The following is an 18059-nucleotide window of genomic DNA, read 5'->3' as shown; positions in this document are numbered from 1 at the left end:
ACCTCCGAACGACATCGCCATGTGGGGATGGTCGGACGAGACTTCAAGGAGTGAAATGACTTTCGCAGAGGAACGCTATTCTTCCGGTACCGCGGTGGTCACCGGAGCGGCATCCGGTATCGGGGAGGGCCTGGCCAGGCATCTGGCCGGACTGGGGATGACGGTTGTCATCGCCGATCTCAATGCCGATCGGGCGGCGCAGGTCGCCGCCGAGATCGAGAGCACAGGCGGAAAGGCATCGTCATTTGGTGTCGACGTCGGTGACGCCGTGGCCGTGGAAACGATGGCTTCAGACTTGTTCTCGCGCTATGGGTCTGTCGAGTTGCTCATCAACAACGCCGGCGTGGAGTCGGCCGGACTGCTCTGGGAGATCGAGCCGACCCGCTGGCAGCGTCTCATGCAGACCAATGTCGACGGAATGTTCTTCTGCCTCAGATCCTTTGTGCCCCGGATGATCGAGGTCGGCACATCATCGTGTATCGCCAATCTGTCGTCGGTCGGCGGTCTCAATGCGGTCGCGGTGCAGTCGCCGTACATCGTCAGCAAGCATGCGGTTCTGGCGATGACCGAATGCCTTCACCAGGATTTGTCCATACTGCATGCGCCCATTCAGGTGAGTGCTGTGGTGCCACACTCGATTCGGAGCGAAATATTCTTGTCGGCGCAGCGAGAGTCGCCCACCACGAACCCGATCGCGAATGCGGTTTTCGAAGTGATGCAACGCGACAATGTGGAGAAGGGGCTTGATGCGTTGCTCGCTGCCGAGCACATGATCGAGCAGATCGCCCGCGGCGACTTCTGGATCTTCTCCGATGACCAGTTGTGCGCGGCGGCCATGAAGCGCCGAGGTGATCAACTCCTCGAGTTTCGGCCGCCCGCCGATCCACGATCCATGCTCGACCGCATGGGCGTGCTTCTCCCGAAAGAAGTTTCCTGATGAGTTCAACAGAAGATCTGAAGGCACGGGCCCGCCATGAGGTGGATTTGCTGGTGGTCGGCGCCGGAACCGGCCTGGCGGCCGCCCTCACCGCCCACGAGGAAGGACTTTCCGCACTGGTGGTCGAGAAGTCCCCATACGTCGGTGGTTCGACAGCACGGTCGGGTGGAGCCTTCTGGATACCCACCAATCCGTTGCTCGCTGCGGAGCAACCGGGTGACGGCGTGGTGGCCGCCGACTACATCAAAGCTGTGGTCGGGAACTCGGCCCCGGCAGATCGCGGCACCGCCTTTCTCGAGAACGGCAGAGCCGCGGTCGAGATGCTCTCGCGCATGACGCCGATGAAATTTATGTGGGCCAAGGGGTATTCGGACTACCATCCCGAACGTCCCGGTGGTTCCGCGATGGGGCGGACGTGCGAGTGCAAACCGTTTGACGCCTCGGTGCTGGGGGCCGAGCGAACGCGGTTGCGGCCGGGATTGCTGGAGGCGCCACTGCCGATGCCCGTCACCGGAGCCGATTACAAGTGGTTGAACCTGATCGCGAGTCGGCCTCGACAGGGATTGTCGCGAGCCCTCAAGGCTCTGGCACTGGGCGTCGGCGGGATGGCTCTCAAACGGGAATACATGGCGGGTGGTCAGGCTCTGGCCGCCGGGCTGTTTGCGGGCGCGGTCCGGGCGCAGATACCGATCTGGACCGATACCGCGTTGCTGCGACTGATCGTCGATGCCGACGGCCGGGTGAGCGGCGCCGTTGTCAACCGAAATGGCACCGAAACCGAGGTCGTCGCGCGTAGAGGAGTCGTCCTGGCCACCGGCGGTTTCGATCACAATGTGGAGATGCGCAACAAGTTCCAGTCGGAACGGTTGCAGCCACACGCCAGTCTGGGGGCCACGAGTAACACTGGCGACGGCATCAGGATCGCACAGGAGGTCGGCGCTGCGATCGGACTGATGGACCAGGCGTGGTGGTTCCCGGCAGTGGCCGCCCTGCCGGGCAGTGAACCCGCCGTATTGTTGGCCGAGCGTTCGCTGCCGGGATCGTTGATCATCGACCAGACCGGGCGTCGCTTCATCAACGAGGCGAAGGACTACATGTCGTTCGGTCAGCGCGTGCTCGAGCGCGAACACATGGGTGATCCGGTTGAGGACATGTGGCTGATCTTTGATCAGAAGTATCGCAACTCCTACCTATTCGCCGGTGGTATCTTCCCGCGGCAGCCGTTGCCAAACTCGTGGTACGACAATGGAATCGCGCACCGCGCCGACTCGCCTGCGGAGCTCGCCCGGTCGATAGGGGTGCCCGAGGCAGAGTTGGCGGCAACCATCACGACCGTCAACGCCGACGCGAGGACCGGGGTGGATCACGAGTTCCACCGTGGTGAAAGTGCTTACGACCGTTACTACGGCGATCCGTCGGTCACTCCGAACCCCAACCTTCGTCCACTGCAGGGACCTCTCTTCGCGGTCCGGATGGTCCTCAGTGACCTCGGTACCTGTGGTGGCGTGAGGGCTGACTCGAACGCTCGGGCGTTGCGCGAAGACGGTAGTGCAATCAGCGGGCTATACGTGATCGGCAACTCGGCGGCGAACGCGTTCGGTACGACGTATCCGGGTGCCGGCGCGACCATCGGTCAGGGTTTGGTATACGGATATATCGCAGCTCGAACCGCCGCGTCGTCATGACCCGACTACGCACCGCAGCGCAAGTGGTGAAGTGGTGGTACGGGGACGGGTCCTGGTGTGATCCTCGCACGTTCACCCCCATCGAAGCACTTCCGCCAAGCGCGACACCGAGCCCGGCGCCGAACGTGGTCCGATCACTGTTGTACGCCAGGCAGATACGTTGAAGGAACAGTGAGGAGCATCGAGATGACATGTACTGCGAACGGGTCCGGCAATCAAGGGACGATGCATATCGGTGCGGCCATTCCGGTCGTGACACCTGACGTGATGCGCAGTGTGCTTGGGCATTTCGCGACGGGTGTGGTTGCGATCACCGGTATCGACCCGGAGGGGAACGTGCCAACTGGCCTGGCGGCCAATTCATTCACGTCCGTCTCGCTCGATCCACCGCTGGTCGCGTTCTGTGTGGCGGCCACGAGTAACTCATGGCCGCGGGTGCGAGCGGCCGGGCGCTACACGATCAACATATTGTCGGAACATCAGGAGAGCATCTGCCGGCAACTCGCTGTTCGGGGCCCGGATAAGTTCAAGGGCATCGAATGGACACCGTCGCCCTCGGGTGCGCCGGTGCTCACGGACACTCTGGCGTGGATCGAGGCAGAACCCGAAGCCGAGTATCCCGCCGGCGACCACACCATCGTGGTATCCAGGGTTCGACACCTGCACGCGGCGGATCATTCACCGCTGGTCTTCTTCAGGGGTAAATATGAACGCGTGGGCACAGGTCTGGCCGGTGATCGGTGATGGCGATGCAACCGCTCGATTGTGACCTATGCGGACACCGTTTTCTGGTGGAGAAGTTCAGTGCGGTGCACACGTCGATCCAGTGGACCTCGGACGCGTCCCTGTGCCCCGAGATCGCCAATTCGAACGATGAGATCGGCCAACGCAATCGATCGTGCGGTGCACTGCGACGCACGATCGACCGAGCCGTGCGCGACGCTGCGTTGTCAGAGTCAACGGTTGAACTCCCGGCCGGTACGCGTATCCCGCGCCTGCACTGATTCGGCTCGGTGGGCGGGCTCAGGGAAACTCACCGGCCACTCATTGGGATCTTCTGGTACAGAGACGGTTCGGCGATGGCACGCTCTGGTTATGAGTACATCGTATGAAACATCTACTGCCCCTGAGCTGTTCGAGATGGAGACCGAGAACGGCATCCTGCGATACCGTGAGGTCGGTGAGGGGCCGCCTCTGTTGCTGCTGCACGGTTCCGGCCCAGGGGTTACCGGCTGGCGAAATTTCGGCGCCAACGTACCGACGTTCGCGCAGCATTTCCGCACCCTCGTCCTGGAGTTCCCCGGGTTCGGGGTCAGTGACGATTTCGGTGCACCGCATCCGATGATTTCTGCCCAGGCGGCGGTGAACGCATTCCTCGACGGTCTCGGTATCGATCGGGTCCGGATCATCGGCAATTCGATGGGCGGGTTTGTGGCAACCGACTTCGCACTGCAGGCGCCCGAGCGGGTCGAGCGACTGGTCACGATTGGTGGCGCCGGCACCGGTATTTTCAGCCCGGCCCCCGGGGAGGGGATCAAGCGGCTCAGCGAATTCGTCGAAGAGCCGAGCAAAGACTTGCTCATCGCGTGGTTACACTCCATGGTCTACAACCCGGCATTGGTCACTGCAGAGCTGATCGAGGAACGGTGGCAGCAGGCGACCGATCCAGCAACACTGGAGAATTCGCGGCGAATGTACGGCCGTGCTGCTCTGGCGCGTATGGCTGAAGCAATGCGGAGTACGGAGACCACTCCGAATTGGGCACGATTGGGCCGTCTCGATGTCCCGACCTTGATCACCTGGGGACGGGACGACAGGGTGAGCCCCGTCGACATGGCACTGCTCCCGATGCGACTTCTTCCGCAGGGAGAAATCCACATCTTCCCGAATTGCGGGCACTGGGTGATGATCGAACAGAAGGCGGCGTTCGAAGACGTTGTGTCAGCTTTCCTGAAACGTTGACAGCGGCGCCGGCGCCGCCTCGATGAGCGGCGCCGGTGACTCGCAAAAGCTGTGACACACACGGTGTTTGACGATGTAGTCGGTGCTCTCCGGATCGAAGAAGGGGTCTACGTGTGCCCAGTGGATGGGGTGGTACATGTACGGGCCGAGCAGGTCTTCGATCTGCTCGAACTCCTGCTCCCAGACGTGCGTCCACAGGGTGCTGCCCTCGGCGATGGTGACATGACTGAGCTGCCAGGCACGAATCTGACGAATGTGCAGGGGCATCCGTAGTGTCGCAGCTTCGAACCGTTCCAAGGCGAGCTTCGATGCAGAGTCGTCGACGCAGAGCAATAAAGACCGGTAGACGCGTGGTGTTCGGGTCGAATCGCGTCGGCCGGACCGATTGTTCTGGTGACCGCCACCGGAGTACTCCACTCCGTCGACGTGGTCGATCAGTGGGCCGGCGGTCACTGCATCGAGTCGGGTGCGAACCGACTGCCAGGCCTGCTCGTGGTCGAACTGCAGGTGCACCAAAACGTCACCGCCGTTGCGGACACCGGGAAGCGTGGCCGAGACCAAGGCGGTTGTGGTCGGCATCGAAGTCACGGCGGCCTGGATACTTTCGACCACAGCTGACACCGCGGCTTGGTCCATCGGGTCGACAACGTGAATCAAGCGGGTGATCTTATACATCGCATAGCCCTTCGATGTCGTCTGCGTCGGCTGCCATTGAACGCGTGCGTTCGAAGATCAGGGGATCGACCGTTTTCCACCACTGGGAGGGAACCGGATCGTGTCGTCCGTTGACGGCTGCGCGCCACCACTCCTGCGGTCCGGCCACCGTCCAGGTCACGGTGACGGTGTGGCCCTCGTCCTCGATCCATACCGGTGGGCTCACGAGCACGCGGTCGAGGGTCATCCCGCGGTCGACTGCGCCTGGTGCATACTCGTTGAGGTAGGCGCCGATGAAGTCTTTGGTGCTCCCGGGTCTGGTCACAACGCGGTCGACGATGTAGATGGTTCGGTCGTTCATGAGAGAGACGGTATTGCTTACGCCGTCCATCGTCGTTCGGCTTTCCCAGTGGCCGGGAGATACGTGATTGCCGTCGTTGCGTGGAATCCCTTGTAAGATCGGAGTTTATGTCGGGCGACGAGCAATTTCCGAACCTTCCCGCGACCAGCTGGGCGGTCCTGGGAATGCTGTCCTTCGGTGAGCAGCTCACCGGCAACGACCTCAAGAAATGGGCAGACTGGAGCATCGGGTTCTTCTACTGGAGCCCATCCGTCAGTCAGGTCTACGCAGAGCTGAAGAAGCTCGAAGAACTCGACTTGGTCAGTTCTCAGATGGTGAATGAGGAGGGCGTGCGTGGCCGCCGTGTCTATGGGATCACGGAGACGGGCCTGAGCGCTTTGCGAAGCTGGTCGCGCGACGCGCAGGTCGAGATGCCGGTCCTCAAACACAATGTGATGCTTCGGCTGTGGATGGGGCACCTTCATGAACCCGAACAGCTCAAAGATATTGTCGCGGTCCATATCGAGAACCTCAAAGACATGGCGCGGCGAGCAAATTTGCACGCCGAACACTCGGAGTCGGAGCCGGGCTGGGCATTTTCTGAGATGAGCCTGCGGTGGTCGAAGCGGTACTACGAAGCCGAAATTGCGCTCGCTGAAGAACTTTTGGATGATATCGACGAGGCAGCTGCCAAATACCGGCTCGCTGCAAATCTGGATGGCGATGGAATGCCAATCCCTCGTCGACCGGGGATTTGGCGCACGGTCGGCGAGGGAGACGGCGAGGGCACGGATCGCTGAACTTCGGCCGGCCGAGCGACGTCGATATTCAGTCCTCGGCCAGGACGCTGGCCGCCGTGGGGAGCGAACGCAGTAGATTTCGGCGCTGCAAGGTCGGGGTGACCCGGACGCCGACAGACATACTGCGCCATATCGCGTGCGTGGTGAGTTGCACCGGCGTGATCATCCGGCTGTCGAAAGCCATTGCGCGCATGGGTCCACAGATCGACACCGCAGTGGTTGCTTCGCCCACCGGCCCGATCGGAGAAGCGATACAACCAAAGCCGGTCAGTGCGCCGCTGCGCTCGGTGGCGATTCCGCGTTCGCGGATCAAGTCGTCGCCGGGTTCGTTGCGACCTCCGTACGCCAGCAATGCCTTGCCGAGGGCAGAGCGCGCGGCCGGAAGTCGGCCGCCGACTCGAGTCGGGACCTGAGCCGCCAGCCGGCCTCCGATCTTCTCGAGATAGACCACGTCGTCACCGTCGAGAACGGCAAGATGCACGACCATCCCGGTGGTGCGGTAAAGCTGTTGCAGATGCTCCGCCGACGCTGCATGTACACGGTCCTGGTGCACGGCCAGTGACCCCAGTTCGACCAAACGGATGCCGAGGCTGTAGTCCCGCCCCTGGCGTCGCAACCAACGTAGCTGGACGAGCCGATCGAGCATTCGGTGAGCGGACGAGCGGGGGAGTCCGGTGCGCAGCACCACCTCTACGAGGCTCAGGTTGTCCCTGCCATCGAATGCGTCGAGTACCAGCGACAACCGGTCGAGGATGGCGGTGGGAGCCGATTGGCTTTCCTCGGACAAGTCCTGGGTGACAGTCACAACATCACTCCTGTTCGCTCATATACGTCACTGACATGGCTATTTCTATTAGTAATATGCCATAGCGGCGCGCTTTTGTGAAGCAGATCACCGCTGTGGCGACGGCGATGATCGCGACCTGTGGCACTAGGAGGCGGCGAGTGGGCAATTGGTCCCGGTGAAGATGCTGGCCGCGCACAAGTTGCAATGGATGCATAGCGAGCGCGTCGTCGCGTCCTTCTGAATACGATTGATCAGATCGGGCTCGCGGAGCAAGGCCCGTGCCATCGCCACGAATTCGAAGCCGTCGCTCATCGCGGTATTGATGGCGTCGAGGTCGGTGATTCCGCCTAGAAGGACGATCGGGAGATCGAGCTGTTCGCGGAACTGCCGTGCATACTCGCGGAAGTACATCCGCTCGTATGGGTAGTGCTTGAAAACTGATCTGCCGACCACCTTTACGCCGAGCTTGAAGATGCCCTTTTGTGTATCTGCCATCGCCTGCAACGGCACGTCTCCGCGGAACAGGTACATCATGTTCAGAAGTGACGAACCTCCCGTCAGTTCTACGGCGTCGAGATGCCCGTCCTCTTCGATCATGCGGGCGAAACGCAATGACTCGTCGAGCCATAACCCTCCAGGAACCCCATCGGCCATGTTCATCTTTGCCAGGACTGCGATTTCACCGTCAGCCGCCTCGGCAACAGCCTCCAGAATGCGTCGCGGGAACTCGGCTCGGTTCGCGAGCGACCCACCCCAGGAGTCCTTGCGTTTGTTGATCTTTGGACTGAGGAACGAACTCGCCAGATAGTTGTGGCCCAGATGTACCTCGACGGCGTCGAAACCCACGTCACGGGCGTAACGGGTGGCCTGACCATGGTCTGCGATGACCCTGCGGATGTCGTCTTCGGTCGCGGCGTGATCGAAGCCCATGGCCAATGAGTTGAAGCGCGTCGACGGAGCCAGGGATGGTGAACCATTCGAGCGGGCATTTGCCACCGGACCTGCGTGCCCGATCTGGGCGGAGACCTTTGCGCCGGTGGCATGCACGGCGTCGGTCAAACGACGTAGCCCGCTCAATGCTTCAGGGCGCCAATAAATTTGGTCTCGCTCGGTGCGGCCTTCCGGGGACACCGCAAGGTATGCCACGGTGGTCATTCCGACGCCCCCTTTGCCGACGGCGACGTGGAAGTCGATCAGATCGTCGGTGACGAGGGCACCAGTGGTGACCCCTTCAAAAGTCGCGGATTTGATGATGCGATTTCGTAACTCGATCGGACCGAGTTTCGCCGGCATGAGCGGATCGGGAATCGCGGACAGATCCGCGCGTGTCTCGATGGATGTCATGTAATGAACTCCTTCTTCTTGGGCTGTGGCGCAAAGGATTCGGGGAATGTGGTAGGCGACAACTCGCCTGATCAGCGCGTCCTGGACGGGGGTGTGGTGGGTATGCGGATATCCATCCAGCCGAGCATGGCGTCGACTGCATCGGCCGGATCGCCGTCGGCGCCGTCATTTGTCCACTCGAGCAGCGCTGAGAACGTCGCGGCCTGGTAGGCGTTGGCGAGGGCGCGGCACGTCGAAACCTGAGCGGAAGGGATACGGCGATGGATGAAGACTGTGAGCTCGTCGATCCACGGTTTGTATGCGGCGGGTGCCATGGCAACAAGCTCGGGTTCGGCGGAGATGAGCCGAAGCCAATCGGTTCCGATGCGCCGGATGCGGGGGTGGTGGGACACCGAGTGGGCCACCGACGTCCGAATGGCATCGCCGATCGGTAGTGAGTGGGAAACGGAGTTCAGCGCCTCGCGGAGACGTTCGGTGGCCGGAGCGACACCGAGCCAAGCGATTTCGGCTTTGGAGGCGAAATGACGTGAGAGGGTTCTGCTGCTGATGTCGGTGACGGCTGCCAGGTCTGCCCAGCTCGTACTGGCGTACCCCCGCTCGCTCCAGAGCTTCAATGCTTTTTCCGCTATGACGGCGGCGTCGATCACCGACGGTCGACCCCTGTTGCTGTTGCGGGGTGATCGGGTCTGGCGCAGCCCTGGCATGTGACCAGGACAACATTTTTGTCTTAGTCTGTCAAAAAGTCGATGACCTCAGTTGTCGCACGATGCAGGGAGTGGCAATGGGTGTGTATGTGGTGACCGGCTCGGCCTCAGGGATGGGACAAGCGGTGGTCGATGAGCTCCGCGCCGACGGTCACACTGTGATCGGGGTCGATGTCGGGGAAGCTGAGATCCGGGTCGACCTGTCGACCGCGGCCGGGAGGCAAGAGGCTGTGGAGCGGGTTCTGGCCGTGGCCGATGGCCGACTCGACGGCGCCGTTCTCGCGGCGGGGATCGGGCCGACTCCGGGAAAGGGGCGCGCGCGAGTCATCTACGAGGTGAATTATCTCGGGGTCGTGGAATTGCTGGAGGGCTGGCGCGACGCCCTGGCCCGTGCGCAGACCGCGAAAGTGGTGGTGTTCGGTAGCAATTCGACGACAACAACACCGGCTGTTCCGCGGCGCGCCATCCGGGCTCTGCTTGTCTCAGATCTGGACCGTGCCGAACGGGCCGTGGCGATCTTCGGCAAGGCGGCACCGTCGATCGCGTACGCCGCCTCGAAAACCGCGGTGAGTCGGTGGGCGCGCCGCGCGGCGGTCACACCGGAATGGGCTGGAGCCGGCATCAGACTCAACGTCTTGGCGCCAGGGGCGATTGCCACACCCCTGCTCCAGCGCCAATTGGCAACCCCTTCGGAAGCCAAAGCGATTCGCAGCTTTCCAATCCCAGTCGGTGGATTCGGTGAGCCGAAGGAGCTGGCCCGTTGGGTGGTGTTCATGTTGTCGGATGCCGCGAATTTTCTCTGCGGGAGCGTGATATTCGTCGACGGCGGTTCGGATGCCTACTTCCGTGCCGATAGTTGGCCCAAACCGGTACCTGTCGGCCAAATCTTCAGCTACGCGAGGCGATTTCGGGGTCATACCGGGCGAAACCGGATCCTGTAGGAGCCGTTCTCCCAGTGACCGGGAGCACCTATGAGTGCATCGGCAGGCCATCCGCTCATAATCGACCGCTGCCATCTACACGTGATGCGCATCACGGGAAACGACCCGCTGCGGCGACTGCCGCAATCATGCGGGTGGTATTTGCAAAGGAGTCCTGTGTCATGAAACTCGGAAACCGAAATCTTCAACGACGAACCTTCGCCGGCGCGGTTGCGTTGCTATCCATCGCAGCGCTCGGTGCCACGGCCTGTAGCAGCGATGATGCGAGCGGGAGCAATGTTGCCGCCGCGTCGACGACGTCGTTGCCCAGTAACCCGGCCGAAGGCTCGGCGGTGAAGATCGGATTCGTCTCCACGGAGGGCGGTGCAGTTGTATCTCTGCCCGAGGTGCGCCAGGCGGCCGAAGCTGCTGTGGAGTATGTGAACAACAACGGCGGTGGCCTCGCCGGGCACCAGGTCGAATTGGTGGTGTGCAAGCAACAGGAGGACCCGACGTCGGCGACCAACTGCGCCAATCAATTTGTCGAGAAGAAGGTCGCCGCCGTGTTGTCCGGCGGCACATCTCAGGGACCGGCTATCGTCCCGATCGTCACCGGCGCAGGAATCCCGTACGTGACGTTGAATGGGGTGTCTGCAGCCGAACTGACGTCGCCAGACGTCGCTGCACTGGGTGCGGGTCTACCTGGGACGATCTCCGCCATGGCGGCCGCCGCCAAGGATCAAGGCATGAAGAGTTTCACCATCTTCGCCAGTGACGGTGGAGGACTGGGCGCAATCATCGGCGCGATGGGTAATCCGATCTTCAAAGCTGCGGGCGTCGGACTGAATGTTGTCCCGATTGCGCTCGGTGTCCCCGATCCCACCCCGCTCGTCACCGCCGGTCTTAGCGAAAAGCCCGATGGTGTGAGTATTGTCGCCGACGCCGCGACCTGTTCGTCGGTGCTCAAGGCCATCCAGACGTCGGACCCAACGGTCAAGAAGGTCCTGCTCCCCACCTGCTTGGAGCCTGATGTGATCAAGGTCGTCGGCATCGACGCGCTCAAGGGCAATATGGGAATCACCGCCACCGACTACCTGTCGGATCGTCCGGATTCGGTGCTGTACCGCTCGATCCTGACCCAATACGCACCTGATCTGTCAGTCACGGGCTCCGGAGCGCTCGGCTACCAAACCGTGATGGCGGTCATCGCCGCCACGAACGGCATCACCGGTGACGTCACCGCCGCCACCATCAAAGAGGCGCTCAAGTCGGCGCAGAACGTCGAAATGCCCGCTGGCGGCGGAATCACCTTCACCTGCAACGGAACTGCATTCCCGCAAATGCCCTCGATCTGCTCCAACCAGATGCTGCTGGGTGAAATCAACGATGACGGTGTTCCGGTCAACCCCACGGTGACCGGCTAAATCGACACATCCTTTTTGCGAGAGAGAACATCATGACTGACCATCTTGCGTACCTGGCGCTCGGGTTGGGTAACGGCGCCGTATATGCCGCCATCGGCCTTGCGCTCGTCATGACCTTCAAGAGTTCGGGGGTCGTCAACTTCGCTACCGGCGCGGTTGCTCTGTATACCGCCTATACCTACGCGCTGTTGCGCACAGGTGAGCTGATGGTCCCGATACCGGGGCTCCCCAAGACGATCGACTTCGGTCGACCTCTTGGGGTGGCCCCGGCCATGGCGATCTCTCTGGTGATCGCTGCAGCGCTGGGAATCTTGTTCTACGCAGCGATCTTCCGGCCGATGCGCAATGCCTCCACCGTGGCGAAGGCGGTCGCTTCGATCGGCTTGATGATCGTTCTCCAAGCGCTCATCGCGCAGCGGGCGGGAACCGGATTGGTGGCAGTCGAACCGATTTTTGCGCTCGACACGATTTCGATCGGCGATAGCACCATCCCCACCGATCGGATCTGGCTGGCCTTGGCAATCGTTGCCCTGGCCGTGATTGCCACTCTCGTGTTCCGGTACACCAGGTTCGGTGTTTCGACCGAGGCCGCAGCCGAATCAGAGAAGGGCGCCTACCTGACCGGACTGTCGCCGGACAAGATTGCCTTCAGCAACTGGGCATTGTCTTCGGCCGTCGCGGGCCTTGGCGGCATCCTGATCGCGCCGATTGTCGCGCTGAATCCCGTCGCCTACTCGATGTTCATCGTCCCGGCGCTGGCGGCGACACTGGTCGGGAACTTCTCGTCCATCTGGTTGACTGTGATCGCGGGCATCGCGATCGGGTCCCTCCAGGCAGAGGCGACCAATCTCCAGGCGACACTCGACTGGTTGCCCAAAACTGGTGTTTCCGAAGGGATCTCGTTGATCCTGATCGTCGGATTTCTGGTGGTCAAAGGAAGGCCGCTGCCGGACCGAGGAAGCGTTGTACGGCAAGCGCTGGGTCGGGCAATGCGCCCCGACCACCTACTCATCCCTACCGTGGCTGCCCTCGCGGTGGCGGTGATCGCACTGTTTGCGACCTCGGGCAGTTGGCGGGCAGCAGTCATCACCAGCATCATCTTCGGGATCTTGGGGCTCTCCCAGGTCGTGGTGACGGGATACGCCGGCCAGGTCTCACTGGCACAACTCACGCTCGCCGGAGCGTCGGCATACTCTCTCAGCAACCTCACGTCCGACCTAGGTGTGCCTTTCCCGATCGCCCCGATTCTCGCCGGTGCATGTGCGACTGTGATCGGCGTGGTGGTCGGACTTCCGGCACTCCGTGTCCGAGGTTTGCCGCTGACCGTCGTCACGTTGGCGCTGGCGGTCTTCCTCGAAGCGTTCTGGTTCCGTAATCCCTCACTCAATGGCGGAGTGAACGGCGCACCCATCGATCCGCCAAAGCTTTTCGGTATCGACTTCGCGATCGGCGCGGGCGAGAACTACCCGCGCATCCCGTTCGGGTTGATGTGTCTGGCACTGCTGACCGCAGTCGCACTGGCCGTCGCCTGGTTGCGGCGCAGCAGTCTGGGCACCGATATGCTCGCCGTCCGGGCCAACGAGCGTTCGGCCGCCGCCACCGGGATCAACGTTTCAAGGACCAAGTTGATCGCCTTCGCGATCGGTGCGTTTATCGCCGGCCTCGCGGGTGCGATGATGGGCTACCAGCAGACGTTGGCCACACCTGAACCATTCATGGTGTTCGTCGGCATCACCCTGTTCGCGGTTATGTACGTCGCCGGAATTTCGTCCATTACCGGCGGAATACTCGCCGGCATCATGGCACCCGGCGGCCTTCTGTACCTGTTCGTCGATCGATTCCTGAACATCGGTGACTATTACGCGGTGATCAGTGGGCTCTTGCTCATCATCACTGTCATGCTCAATCCCGACGGGATCGCGAGCACCCTGCCAAGGCTTCCGCTGCCGACGCTCGGTAAAAGACGTAAGACAGAAGACGTTGTCGCACAGGAGATCAGCACCACCGATCTGGCCGCAGCCGCGCCTGTTGGCGGGGAACCGTTGCTGGTGATCGATGACGTCACCGTGCGCTACGGTGCGGTCACCGCCGCATCGGAGGTCTCCTTCGAGGTTCGTCGCGGCGAGATCGTCGGTCTGATCGGACCCAATGGTGCAGGTAAGACGACCCTCATCGATGCAATCACCGGGTTCGCGCCGGCGACGGGCTCCATGCGTCTGGGAGACATCGACCTCGGGGGCAGACCGCCGCACGCTCGCAGCAGGGCCGGTTTGGGGCGCAGTTTCCAGGACGTCGAGCTCTATGACGACCTGACGGTGGCGGAAAACGTCACTGTGGGTGCGACGCGGTCGCAATCTTCGTTGGGCGCGGGGGAGCGGGTCCACAGAGTGCTGCATCTTCTCGGGCTGTCCGAACTGGGCGCTGCCGAGGTTGCATCGCTGTCACAGGGACAGCGGCAATTGGTATCTGTGGCACGGGTTCTCGCCGCCGAACCTGTGGTGGCACTGCTCGATGAACCGGCCGCCGGACTGGACAACAATGAAAGCCGTTGGCTCGGTGACAAATTGCGGGCGGCGCGTGATGCGGGTACGTCTATTCTGCTGGTGGACCACGATATGGACCTGGTGCTCACCATCTGCGATCGGGTTGTGGTCTTGGACCTCGGTCGGGTGATCGCTGACGGGCCGCCGAGCGCGATCCGGACAGATCCGGAAGTGCTCCGTGCCTACCTGGGGGTTCCCTCCGATGAGGACATCGGCACCGATGTGGTGGCCGACAAACTCGCGCCAACGAGTCCCGTACTCACATCACAGGAGACATCGTCATGATTGCACTGGAATGTCGTGCGCTCACCACCGGCTACTCCAAGCAGCGGCCGTGTGTCCGCGGAGTTGATCTGACGGTGAAGGCGGGAGAGATCACCTGCCTGCTCGGTCCGAACGGTGCCGGAAAAACCACGTTGTTGATGGCACTCGCGGGCCTGTTGCCGCGGTTTGATGGTGAGGTTCTGGTCGGCGACCATGCCGTCCGTGGCGGTAACCCGCGTGACGCTGTCCGGTCCGGATTGGTACTCGTGGCGGATGACCGCGCGCTGTTCCGAAGTCTCAGCACGGAACAGAACCTGCGGTTGGCTGTGCCCGAGCGTTCCCGGCGGGCCGGCGGGATACGCGAAGTCATCGAGCATTTTCCCTCGCTGGAGAAGCGTCTGAAGGTCGATGCCGGGCGATTGTCGGGTGGCGAGCAACAGATGCTGGCCATTGGTCGCGCAATCCTCCAACGTCCGAAGGTGCTGCTCATCGACGAGTTGAGCATGGGCCTGGCGCCGGTAATCGTCAACGAAATCCTCTCGGTATTAAGAGATTTCGCTACAAACGACGACATGGCGGTGGTGCTGGTGGAGCAACACGTACACCTGGCGTTGCGTGCAGCAGACCGAGCCGCGGTGCTGGTGCACGGCAGCATTGTGCTGGATGATTCCGCCGAATCCCTCCGGTCTTATCCTCGACGGATCGAGGCCGCCTATCTGGGGGAGACCGCCACCACGGTCGCAGGATAGAGCGACGTCAAACCATTGCCGGATCGGTGAGTTCTCGGACTCACCGATCCGGCAATGCTGTGTTTGCCGGCCGCGAATGCTGTTACAGGTGCAGGGAGCACATCGAAATCCAACTGTCTTGTTAACCAACGCAGTTCAGCCTCCCGCTGCGTGGGACGTGGGCCAGGATGTTCCCCGCGGTCGATCTACCGTGATGCCAGTCACGCTCACTGCACGGTGGGTTTCGCCTGAGATAGAAGAGGAGCGCTCCATGACAGCCACGCTCGAACGGCACCCGATGACCCCGGTGGAGCCGCCGTCGGTGATCAAAAATTTTTACACAGCCGACGAGACTGCGACCATCATGTCGGTCATTCGGGACAACGCACCCTGGCGGTTGATCCTCGCCCATCACTTCGCGTCCACCGAGGAGTATCTTGCCGTGTCGGGCGGCAACAACCGTCGGCCAGATGCCCGGTTGTCCGATTTCGTGGCGCCGATCTTCCGTGGATTTCTCGGCAATGACGGAGTGGTCCTCTATCCGGAACTGAATGACATCTACTTCGGCCGTAAGCTGCTGGACACGGCAAAACAGTTGCACGGCGCCAAGTACGGGATGGCACACGACCTTCTGTTCAACATGTGCGGCCCGTCGCATAGCTTCGATGCCGGCCACTTCGACACCGGGAGCTTCCGCGGAATCGGATTGCACAATGCACCGCTCTGGCTGCTGGCGGTGATGTTCAAGTCGGGGCTGTTCGACGCCTGGGAGGTCAAGACTGCGCAGGTGATCACTTACTTTTACAACTCTGACATCGACGGTGGATTCACCTACTGGCCCAAAGGGCCCGACCGGTCACCAGAACGCTTCGCCGCACCGTTCTGGAATACAGCGATACTGACCGACAATTCGCGCATGTACCACCGTCGTGAATCCAGCGGTCCCCGAGATCGGCGCGATCTACCAGGTTTGGACCTGTCGTCGACACTGCACAGTGTCGGTGATGACGATTGGTCGATTCGCAACGGCGATACAGAGATCAGCCACGTGAAAAATGCCGACATGAGAACGCTCGTGCACTACACCGCATTGCTTTTCGATGATCTGGCGGACGTCAAACGCTACCAAGATCACACAGATGACCTCACGATGGAGAAGGCCTTCGGGATGCTCATCGCAGACCTGCGAGCGAAGGGTGTCACGGTTCCCGAACCGAGCGAGCCCAGTACGGACACAGCGTTCATCGCTCAACTCACCGATTTCTACAAGATGGCTCCCCGTTCCTACCCTGCGGAGGCGCCGTTGGAAGTGCGCAGCTGACCGTACGACAAGGACCATCCCGGACGTGCTCCGGGATGGCCCTAGATGTCGTTGGGCTCAGGTTGCCTGCCTTGCGTCAGACCTTCAGTGCAGCAGCGGTCTTGCCGGCCCGCCGACCGAAGAAGCTACCGTCCCCCAAGCTCGCGCCACTGGCGTATCCGCCGGCACACACTCCGGATGTACAGCGTCCGGCGGCATACAGTCCGGGTATTGGTTCGCCGCTGACGTGGAGGACCTCGGCATCAACCGTCGTCTTGAGCCCACCCAGGGTGAAACCACCCACCATGCCGCGCAGGTCATACGCGGCGATGGGCGTTGTCAGCGGTTTGACCCATTCACTCTTTTTGGAGAAGAACGGGTCCGACGACGTGGCCGCATGACGATTGAACAACTCGATCGTCGAGGTCAGGCCGCCGGTGGGAAACCCCATCTCGCCTTCGAGTTCTTCGACGGTCTCGCATACCCATGTCGGCGTCCCCCGCATCACCGCGCTGGTCGAGTCCGTTTGCGTGGCCTCCTCGAAGGAGGCCTCGTCGATCACGAGGAATGCATCACCGCCCTGGCGGAGAAGGGTTTCTTGCGCAATACGACCCGGGTAGGTGTCCTCGGCGACGTAACGCTGACCGCGTGAGTTGACGAGGATTCCACGTGCCATCAGTTGAGGGTCACAGAAGATCGCAACCTCGGTTGCATCCATGTGAGCGGTGGCGGCACCCAATGCCTGACTCATTCGGATCGCCTGGCCGTCATGGCTTTCGATCGATGCTGCCGGTCTACCTGCTATCCGCGGTGCATGGTCATTGAGCATCTCATCGTTGTAGGCGAAACTTCCGGTCGCCAGAACCACACCGCGGCGGGCATGGATTGTGAGGTCGGCCCCGTATTGGCGGGCCACCACACCGGTAACGCGTCCATCGTCATCGATCACGAGGGATTGCGCACGAGTATCGAATACCGTTCTGACACCGAGCGCTTGTGCGCACTCGATCAGCGGTTTCATGAGCATGTGACCACCGGTCTGGTCCCCCTCTACCGCTTTTCGGGGAAGATGCCCGCGGGGTGCCGGTGGGATGAGGGCATTGAACGGCGCAGCGTTCTCACCGCCGGAATACATCAGTCCTTCACTGTGAGGGGGCTCCCAACCCGGCTCACCCCAGAACGATTCGTCGAAGACAACCCCGGCATCAGTCAACCAGTTGTAGTGGGCGACGCTTTCCTCGCAGTAGATGTCGACCTTGCACTCATCGACGCCTGGGCCCAAGGCACTCTTCATGAACGCCTTCATGTTTTCAACTGTGTCGTCGAAACCCAACGCACGCTGCAACGGTGTGCCGCCGCCCAGGTAGATGAAACCACCGGACATGGCGGCGGCACCGCCGCCGCCGCCGAGTCGTTCCAGGACCAGTACGTCAGCGCCGGCGCGTGCGGCCTCGATCGCGGCTGCGACTCCGGCTATCCCGAAACCGGCGATCACGACGTCCGCTTCGTGTGACCAAGTCGCCACGGTTGAGGATCTCACTGGCTTGAGGGTCGGATCTACCACGGTGCCTCCTAGTTGCGTGTTTCATCAAAGTAGGTCAATGCGCACCCTTGTGCGCCAGCGGTACTCCCTCTCACCGGGAGTGGCTGTGCCCGAGAAGATCTAT

Annotated in this window: 17 protein-coding genes; 11 read left to right on the top strand and 6 right to left on the bottom strand. The window is 61.8% G+C overall.

Annotation, left to right across the window (positions count from 1 at the left end):
* The first annotated feature begins 55 nt into the window (after positions 1-55).
* From AC1TPF_RS14835 to AC1TPF_RS14815, 5 genes are all read left to right on the top strand, one after another.
* Positions 56-937 carry an SDR family NAD(P)-dependent oxidoreductase gene (locus AC1TPF_RS14835; RefSeq protein ID WP_482144551.1) on the top strand — a complete coding sequence of 294 codons (882 nt, stop codon included), beginning with the start codon at positions 56-58 and terminating at the stop codon, positions 935-937.
* Positions 937-2622 (top strand): 3-ketosteroid-delta-1-dehydrogenase, encoded by a 1686-nt coding sequence (locus tag AC1TPF_RS14830; protein WP_482144550.1) that lies wholly within the window; start codon positions 937-939, stop codon positions 2620-2622. Before AC1TPF_RS14835 ends, AC1TPF_RS14830 begins: the two co-directional genes overlap by 1 nt.
* Positions 2623-2847: 225 nt before the next feature.
* A complete protein-coding gene (locus tag AC1TPF_RS14825) occupies positions 2848-3366 on the top strand; it encodes a flavin reductase family protein (protein WP_482144718.1) in 519 nt (172 codons plus the stop codon).
* A 47-nt stretch (positions 3367-3413) separates the two neighbouring features.
* Positions 3414-3626, top strand: coding sequence for a hypothetical protein (locus AC1TPF_RS14820; RefSeq protein WP_482137797.1), 213 nt, complete (start codon positions 3414-3416; stop codon positions 3624-3626).
* A gap of 91 nt (positions 3627-3717) precedes the next feature.
* The gene (locus AC1TPF_RS14815) at positions 3718-4584 is read left to right on the top strand and encodes an alpha/beta fold hydrolase (RefSeq protein ID WP_482144549.1); all 867 of its coding nucleotides are present in this window, start codon (positions 3718-3720) and stop codon (positions 4582-4584) included.
* On the opposite strand, the gene AC1TPF_RS14810 is transcribed toward AC1TPF_RS14815, so the two are convergent.
* Positions 4564-5259 carry a Dabb family protein gene (locus AC1TPF_RS14810; protein WP_482137801.1) on the bottom strand — a complete coding sequence of 232 codons (696 nt, stop codon included), beginning with the start codon at positions 5257-5259 and terminating at the stop codon, positions 4564-4566. The two genes, AC1TPF_RS14815 and AC1TPF_RS14810, sit on opposite strands and share 21 nt — an antisense overlap.
* On the bottom strand, positions 5252-5599 hold the full coding sequence (locus AC1TPF_RS14805; RefSeq protein ID WP_482137803.1) for a hypothetical protein: 348 nt from the start codon (positions 5597-5599) through the stop codon (positions 5252-5254). Before AC1TPF_RS14805 ends, AC1TPF_RS14810 begins: the two co-directional genes overlap by 8 nt.
* A 107-nt stretch (positions 5600-5706) precedes the next feature.
* Between AC1TPF_RS14805 and AC1TPF_RS14800 the strand changes: the two genes are divergently transcribed.
* Entirely contained in the window at positions 5707-6378 is a 672-nt protein-coding gene (locus tag AC1TPF_RS14800; protein WP_482144548.1) for a PadR family transcriptional regulator, read from the top strand.
* A gap of 28 nt (positions 6379-6406) precedes the next feature.
* Here AC1TPF_RS14800 and AC1TPF_RS14795 read toward each other — a convergent pair whose 3' ends face one another.
* From AC1TPF_RS14795 to AC1TPF_RS14785, 3 genes are all read right to left on the bottom strand, one after another.
* Complete coding sequence (locus AC1TPF_RS14795; RefSeq protein WP_482144547.1) at positions 6407-7183, bottom strand: IclR family transcriptional regulator; 777 nt, start codon at positions 7181-7183, stop codon at positions 6407-6409.
* A 126-nt stretch (positions 7184-7309) separates the two neighbouring features.
* Positions 7310-8509 carry an NADH:flavin oxidoreductase gene (locus AC1TPF_RS14790; RefSeq protein ID WP_482144546.1) on the bottom strand — a complete coding sequence of 400 codons (1200 nt, stop codon included), beginning with the start codon at positions 8507-8509 and terminating at the stop codon, positions 7310-7312.
* A 71-nt stretch (positions 8510-8580) separates the two neighbouring features.
* The gene (locus AC1TPF_RS14785; RefSeq protein WP_482137810.1) at positions 8581-9213 is read right to left on the bottom strand and encodes a TetR/AcrR family transcriptional regulator; all 633 of its coding nucleotides are present in this window, start codon (positions 9211-9213) and stop codon (positions 8581-8583) included.
* 77 nt (positions 9214-9290) lie between these two features.
* Between AC1TPF_RS14785 and AC1TPF_RS14780 the strand changes: the two genes are divergently transcribed.
* The 5 genes from AC1TPF_RS14780 to AC1TPF_RS14760 all read left to right on the top strand — a co-directional run bounded on the left by AC1TPF_RS14780 (position 9291) and on the right by AC1TPF_RS14760 (position 16413).
* A complete protein-coding gene (locus AC1TPF_RS14780; RefSeq protein WP_482137811.1) occupies positions 9291-10154 on the top strand; it encodes an SDR family oxidoreductase in 864 nt (287 codons plus the stop codon).
* A gap of 161 nt (positions 10155-10315) precedes the next feature.
* Positions 10316-11557 carry an ABC transporter substrate-binding protein gene (locus AC1TPF_RS14775; RefSeq protein ID WP_482137813.1) on the top strand — a complete coding sequence of 414 codons (1242 nt, stop codon included), beginning with the start codon at positions 10316-10318 and terminating at the stop codon, positions 11555-11557.
* Between the two features lie 32 nt (positions 11558-11589).
* Positions 11590-14385 (top strand): ABC transporter permease subunit, encoded by a 2796-nt coding sequence (locus AC1TPF_RS14770; RefSeq protein WP_482144545.1) that lies wholly within the window; start codon positions 11590-11592, stop codon positions 14383-14385.
* Positions 14382-15113 (top strand): ABC transporter ATP-binding protein, encoded by a 732-nt coding sequence (locus AC1TPF_RS14765; protein WP_482144544.1) that lies wholly within the window; start codon positions 14382-14384, stop codon positions 15111-15113. The genes AC1TPF_RS14770 and AC1TPF_RS14765 overlap by 4 nt, the downstream gene beginning before the upstream one ends.
* Before the next feature lie 250 nt (positions 15114-15363).
* A complete protein-coding gene (locus tag AC1TPF_RS14760) occupies positions 15364-16413 on the top strand; it encodes a hypothetical protein (protein ID WP_482144543.1) in 1050 nt (349 codons plus the stop codon).
* 76 nt (positions 16414-16489) lie between these two features.
* Here the strand turns inward: AC1TPF_RS14760 and AC1TPF_RS14755 are convergent, their stop codons facing one another.
* Positions 16490-17956, bottom strand: coding sequence for an FAD-dependent oxidoreductase (locus AC1TPF_RS14755; RefSeq protein ID WP_482144542.1), 1467 nt, complete (start codon positions 17954-17956; stop codon positions 16490-16492).
* Positions 17957-18059: the final 103 nt, after the last annotated feature.

It is taken from the genome of Williamsia sp. Y853 (assembly GCF_056786495.1).
Note: the sequence above shows the minus strand (reverse complement) of the source record. Positions and strands in the feature narration are given on the sequence as shown.

Coding starts and splice junctions, on each gene's coding strand:
- AC1TPF_RS14835 (WP_482144551.1), top strand. CDS start 56: ATGACTTTCGCAGAGGAACGCTATTCTTCCGGTACCGCGGTGGTCACC.
- AC1TPF_RS14830 (WP_482144550.1), top strand. CDS start 937: ATGAGTTCAACAGAAGATCTGAAGGCACGGGCCCGCCATGAGGTGGAT.
- AC1TPF_RS14825 (WP_482144718.1), top strand. CDS start 2,848: ATGCATATCGGTGCGGCCATTCCGGTCGTGACACCTGACGTGATGCGC.
- AC1TPF_RS14815 (WP_482144549.1), top strand. CDS start 3,718: ATGAGTACATCGTATGAAACATCTACTGCCCCTGAGCTGTTCGAGATG.
- AC1TPF_RS14810 (WP_482137801.1), bottom strand. CDS start 5,259: ATGTATAAGATCACCCGCTTGATTCACGTTGTCGACCCGATGGACCAA.
- AC1TPF_RS14805 (WP_482137803.1), bottom strand. CDS start 5,599: ATGAACGACCGAACCATCTACATCGTCGACCGCGTTGTGACCAGACCC.
- AC1TPF_RS14800 (WP_482144548.1), top strand. CDS start 5,707: ATGTCGGGCGACGAGCAATTTCCGAACCTTCCCGCGACCAGCTGGGCG.
- AC1TPF_RS14790 (WP_482144546.1), bottom strand. CDS start 8,509: ATGACATCCATCGAGACACGCGCGGATCTGTCCGCGATTCCCGATCCG.
- AC1TPF_RS14785 (WP_482137810.1), bottom strand. CDS start 9,213: ATGCCAGGGCTGCGCCAGACCCGATCACCCCGCAACAGCAACAGGGGT.
- AC1TPF_RS14780 (WP_482137811.1), top strand. CDS start 9,291: ATGGGTGTGTATGTGGTGACCGGCTCGGCCTCAGGGATGGGACAAGCG.
- AC1TPF_RS14775 (WP_482137813.1), top strand. CDS start 10,316: ATGAAACTCGGAAACCGAAATCTTCAACGACGAACCTTCGCCGGCGCG.
- AC1TPF_RS14770 (WP_482144545.1), top strand. CDS start 11,590: ATGACTGACCATCTTGCGTACCTGGCGCTCGGGTTGGGTAACGGCGCC.
- AC1TPF_RS14765 (WP_482144544.1), top strand. CDS start 14,382: ATGATTGCACTGGAATGTCGTGCGCTCACCACCGGCTACTCCAAGCAG.
- AC1TPF_RS14760 (WP_482144543.1), top strand. CDS start 15,364: ATGACAGCCACGCTCGAACGGCACCCGATGACCCCGGTGGAGCCGCCG.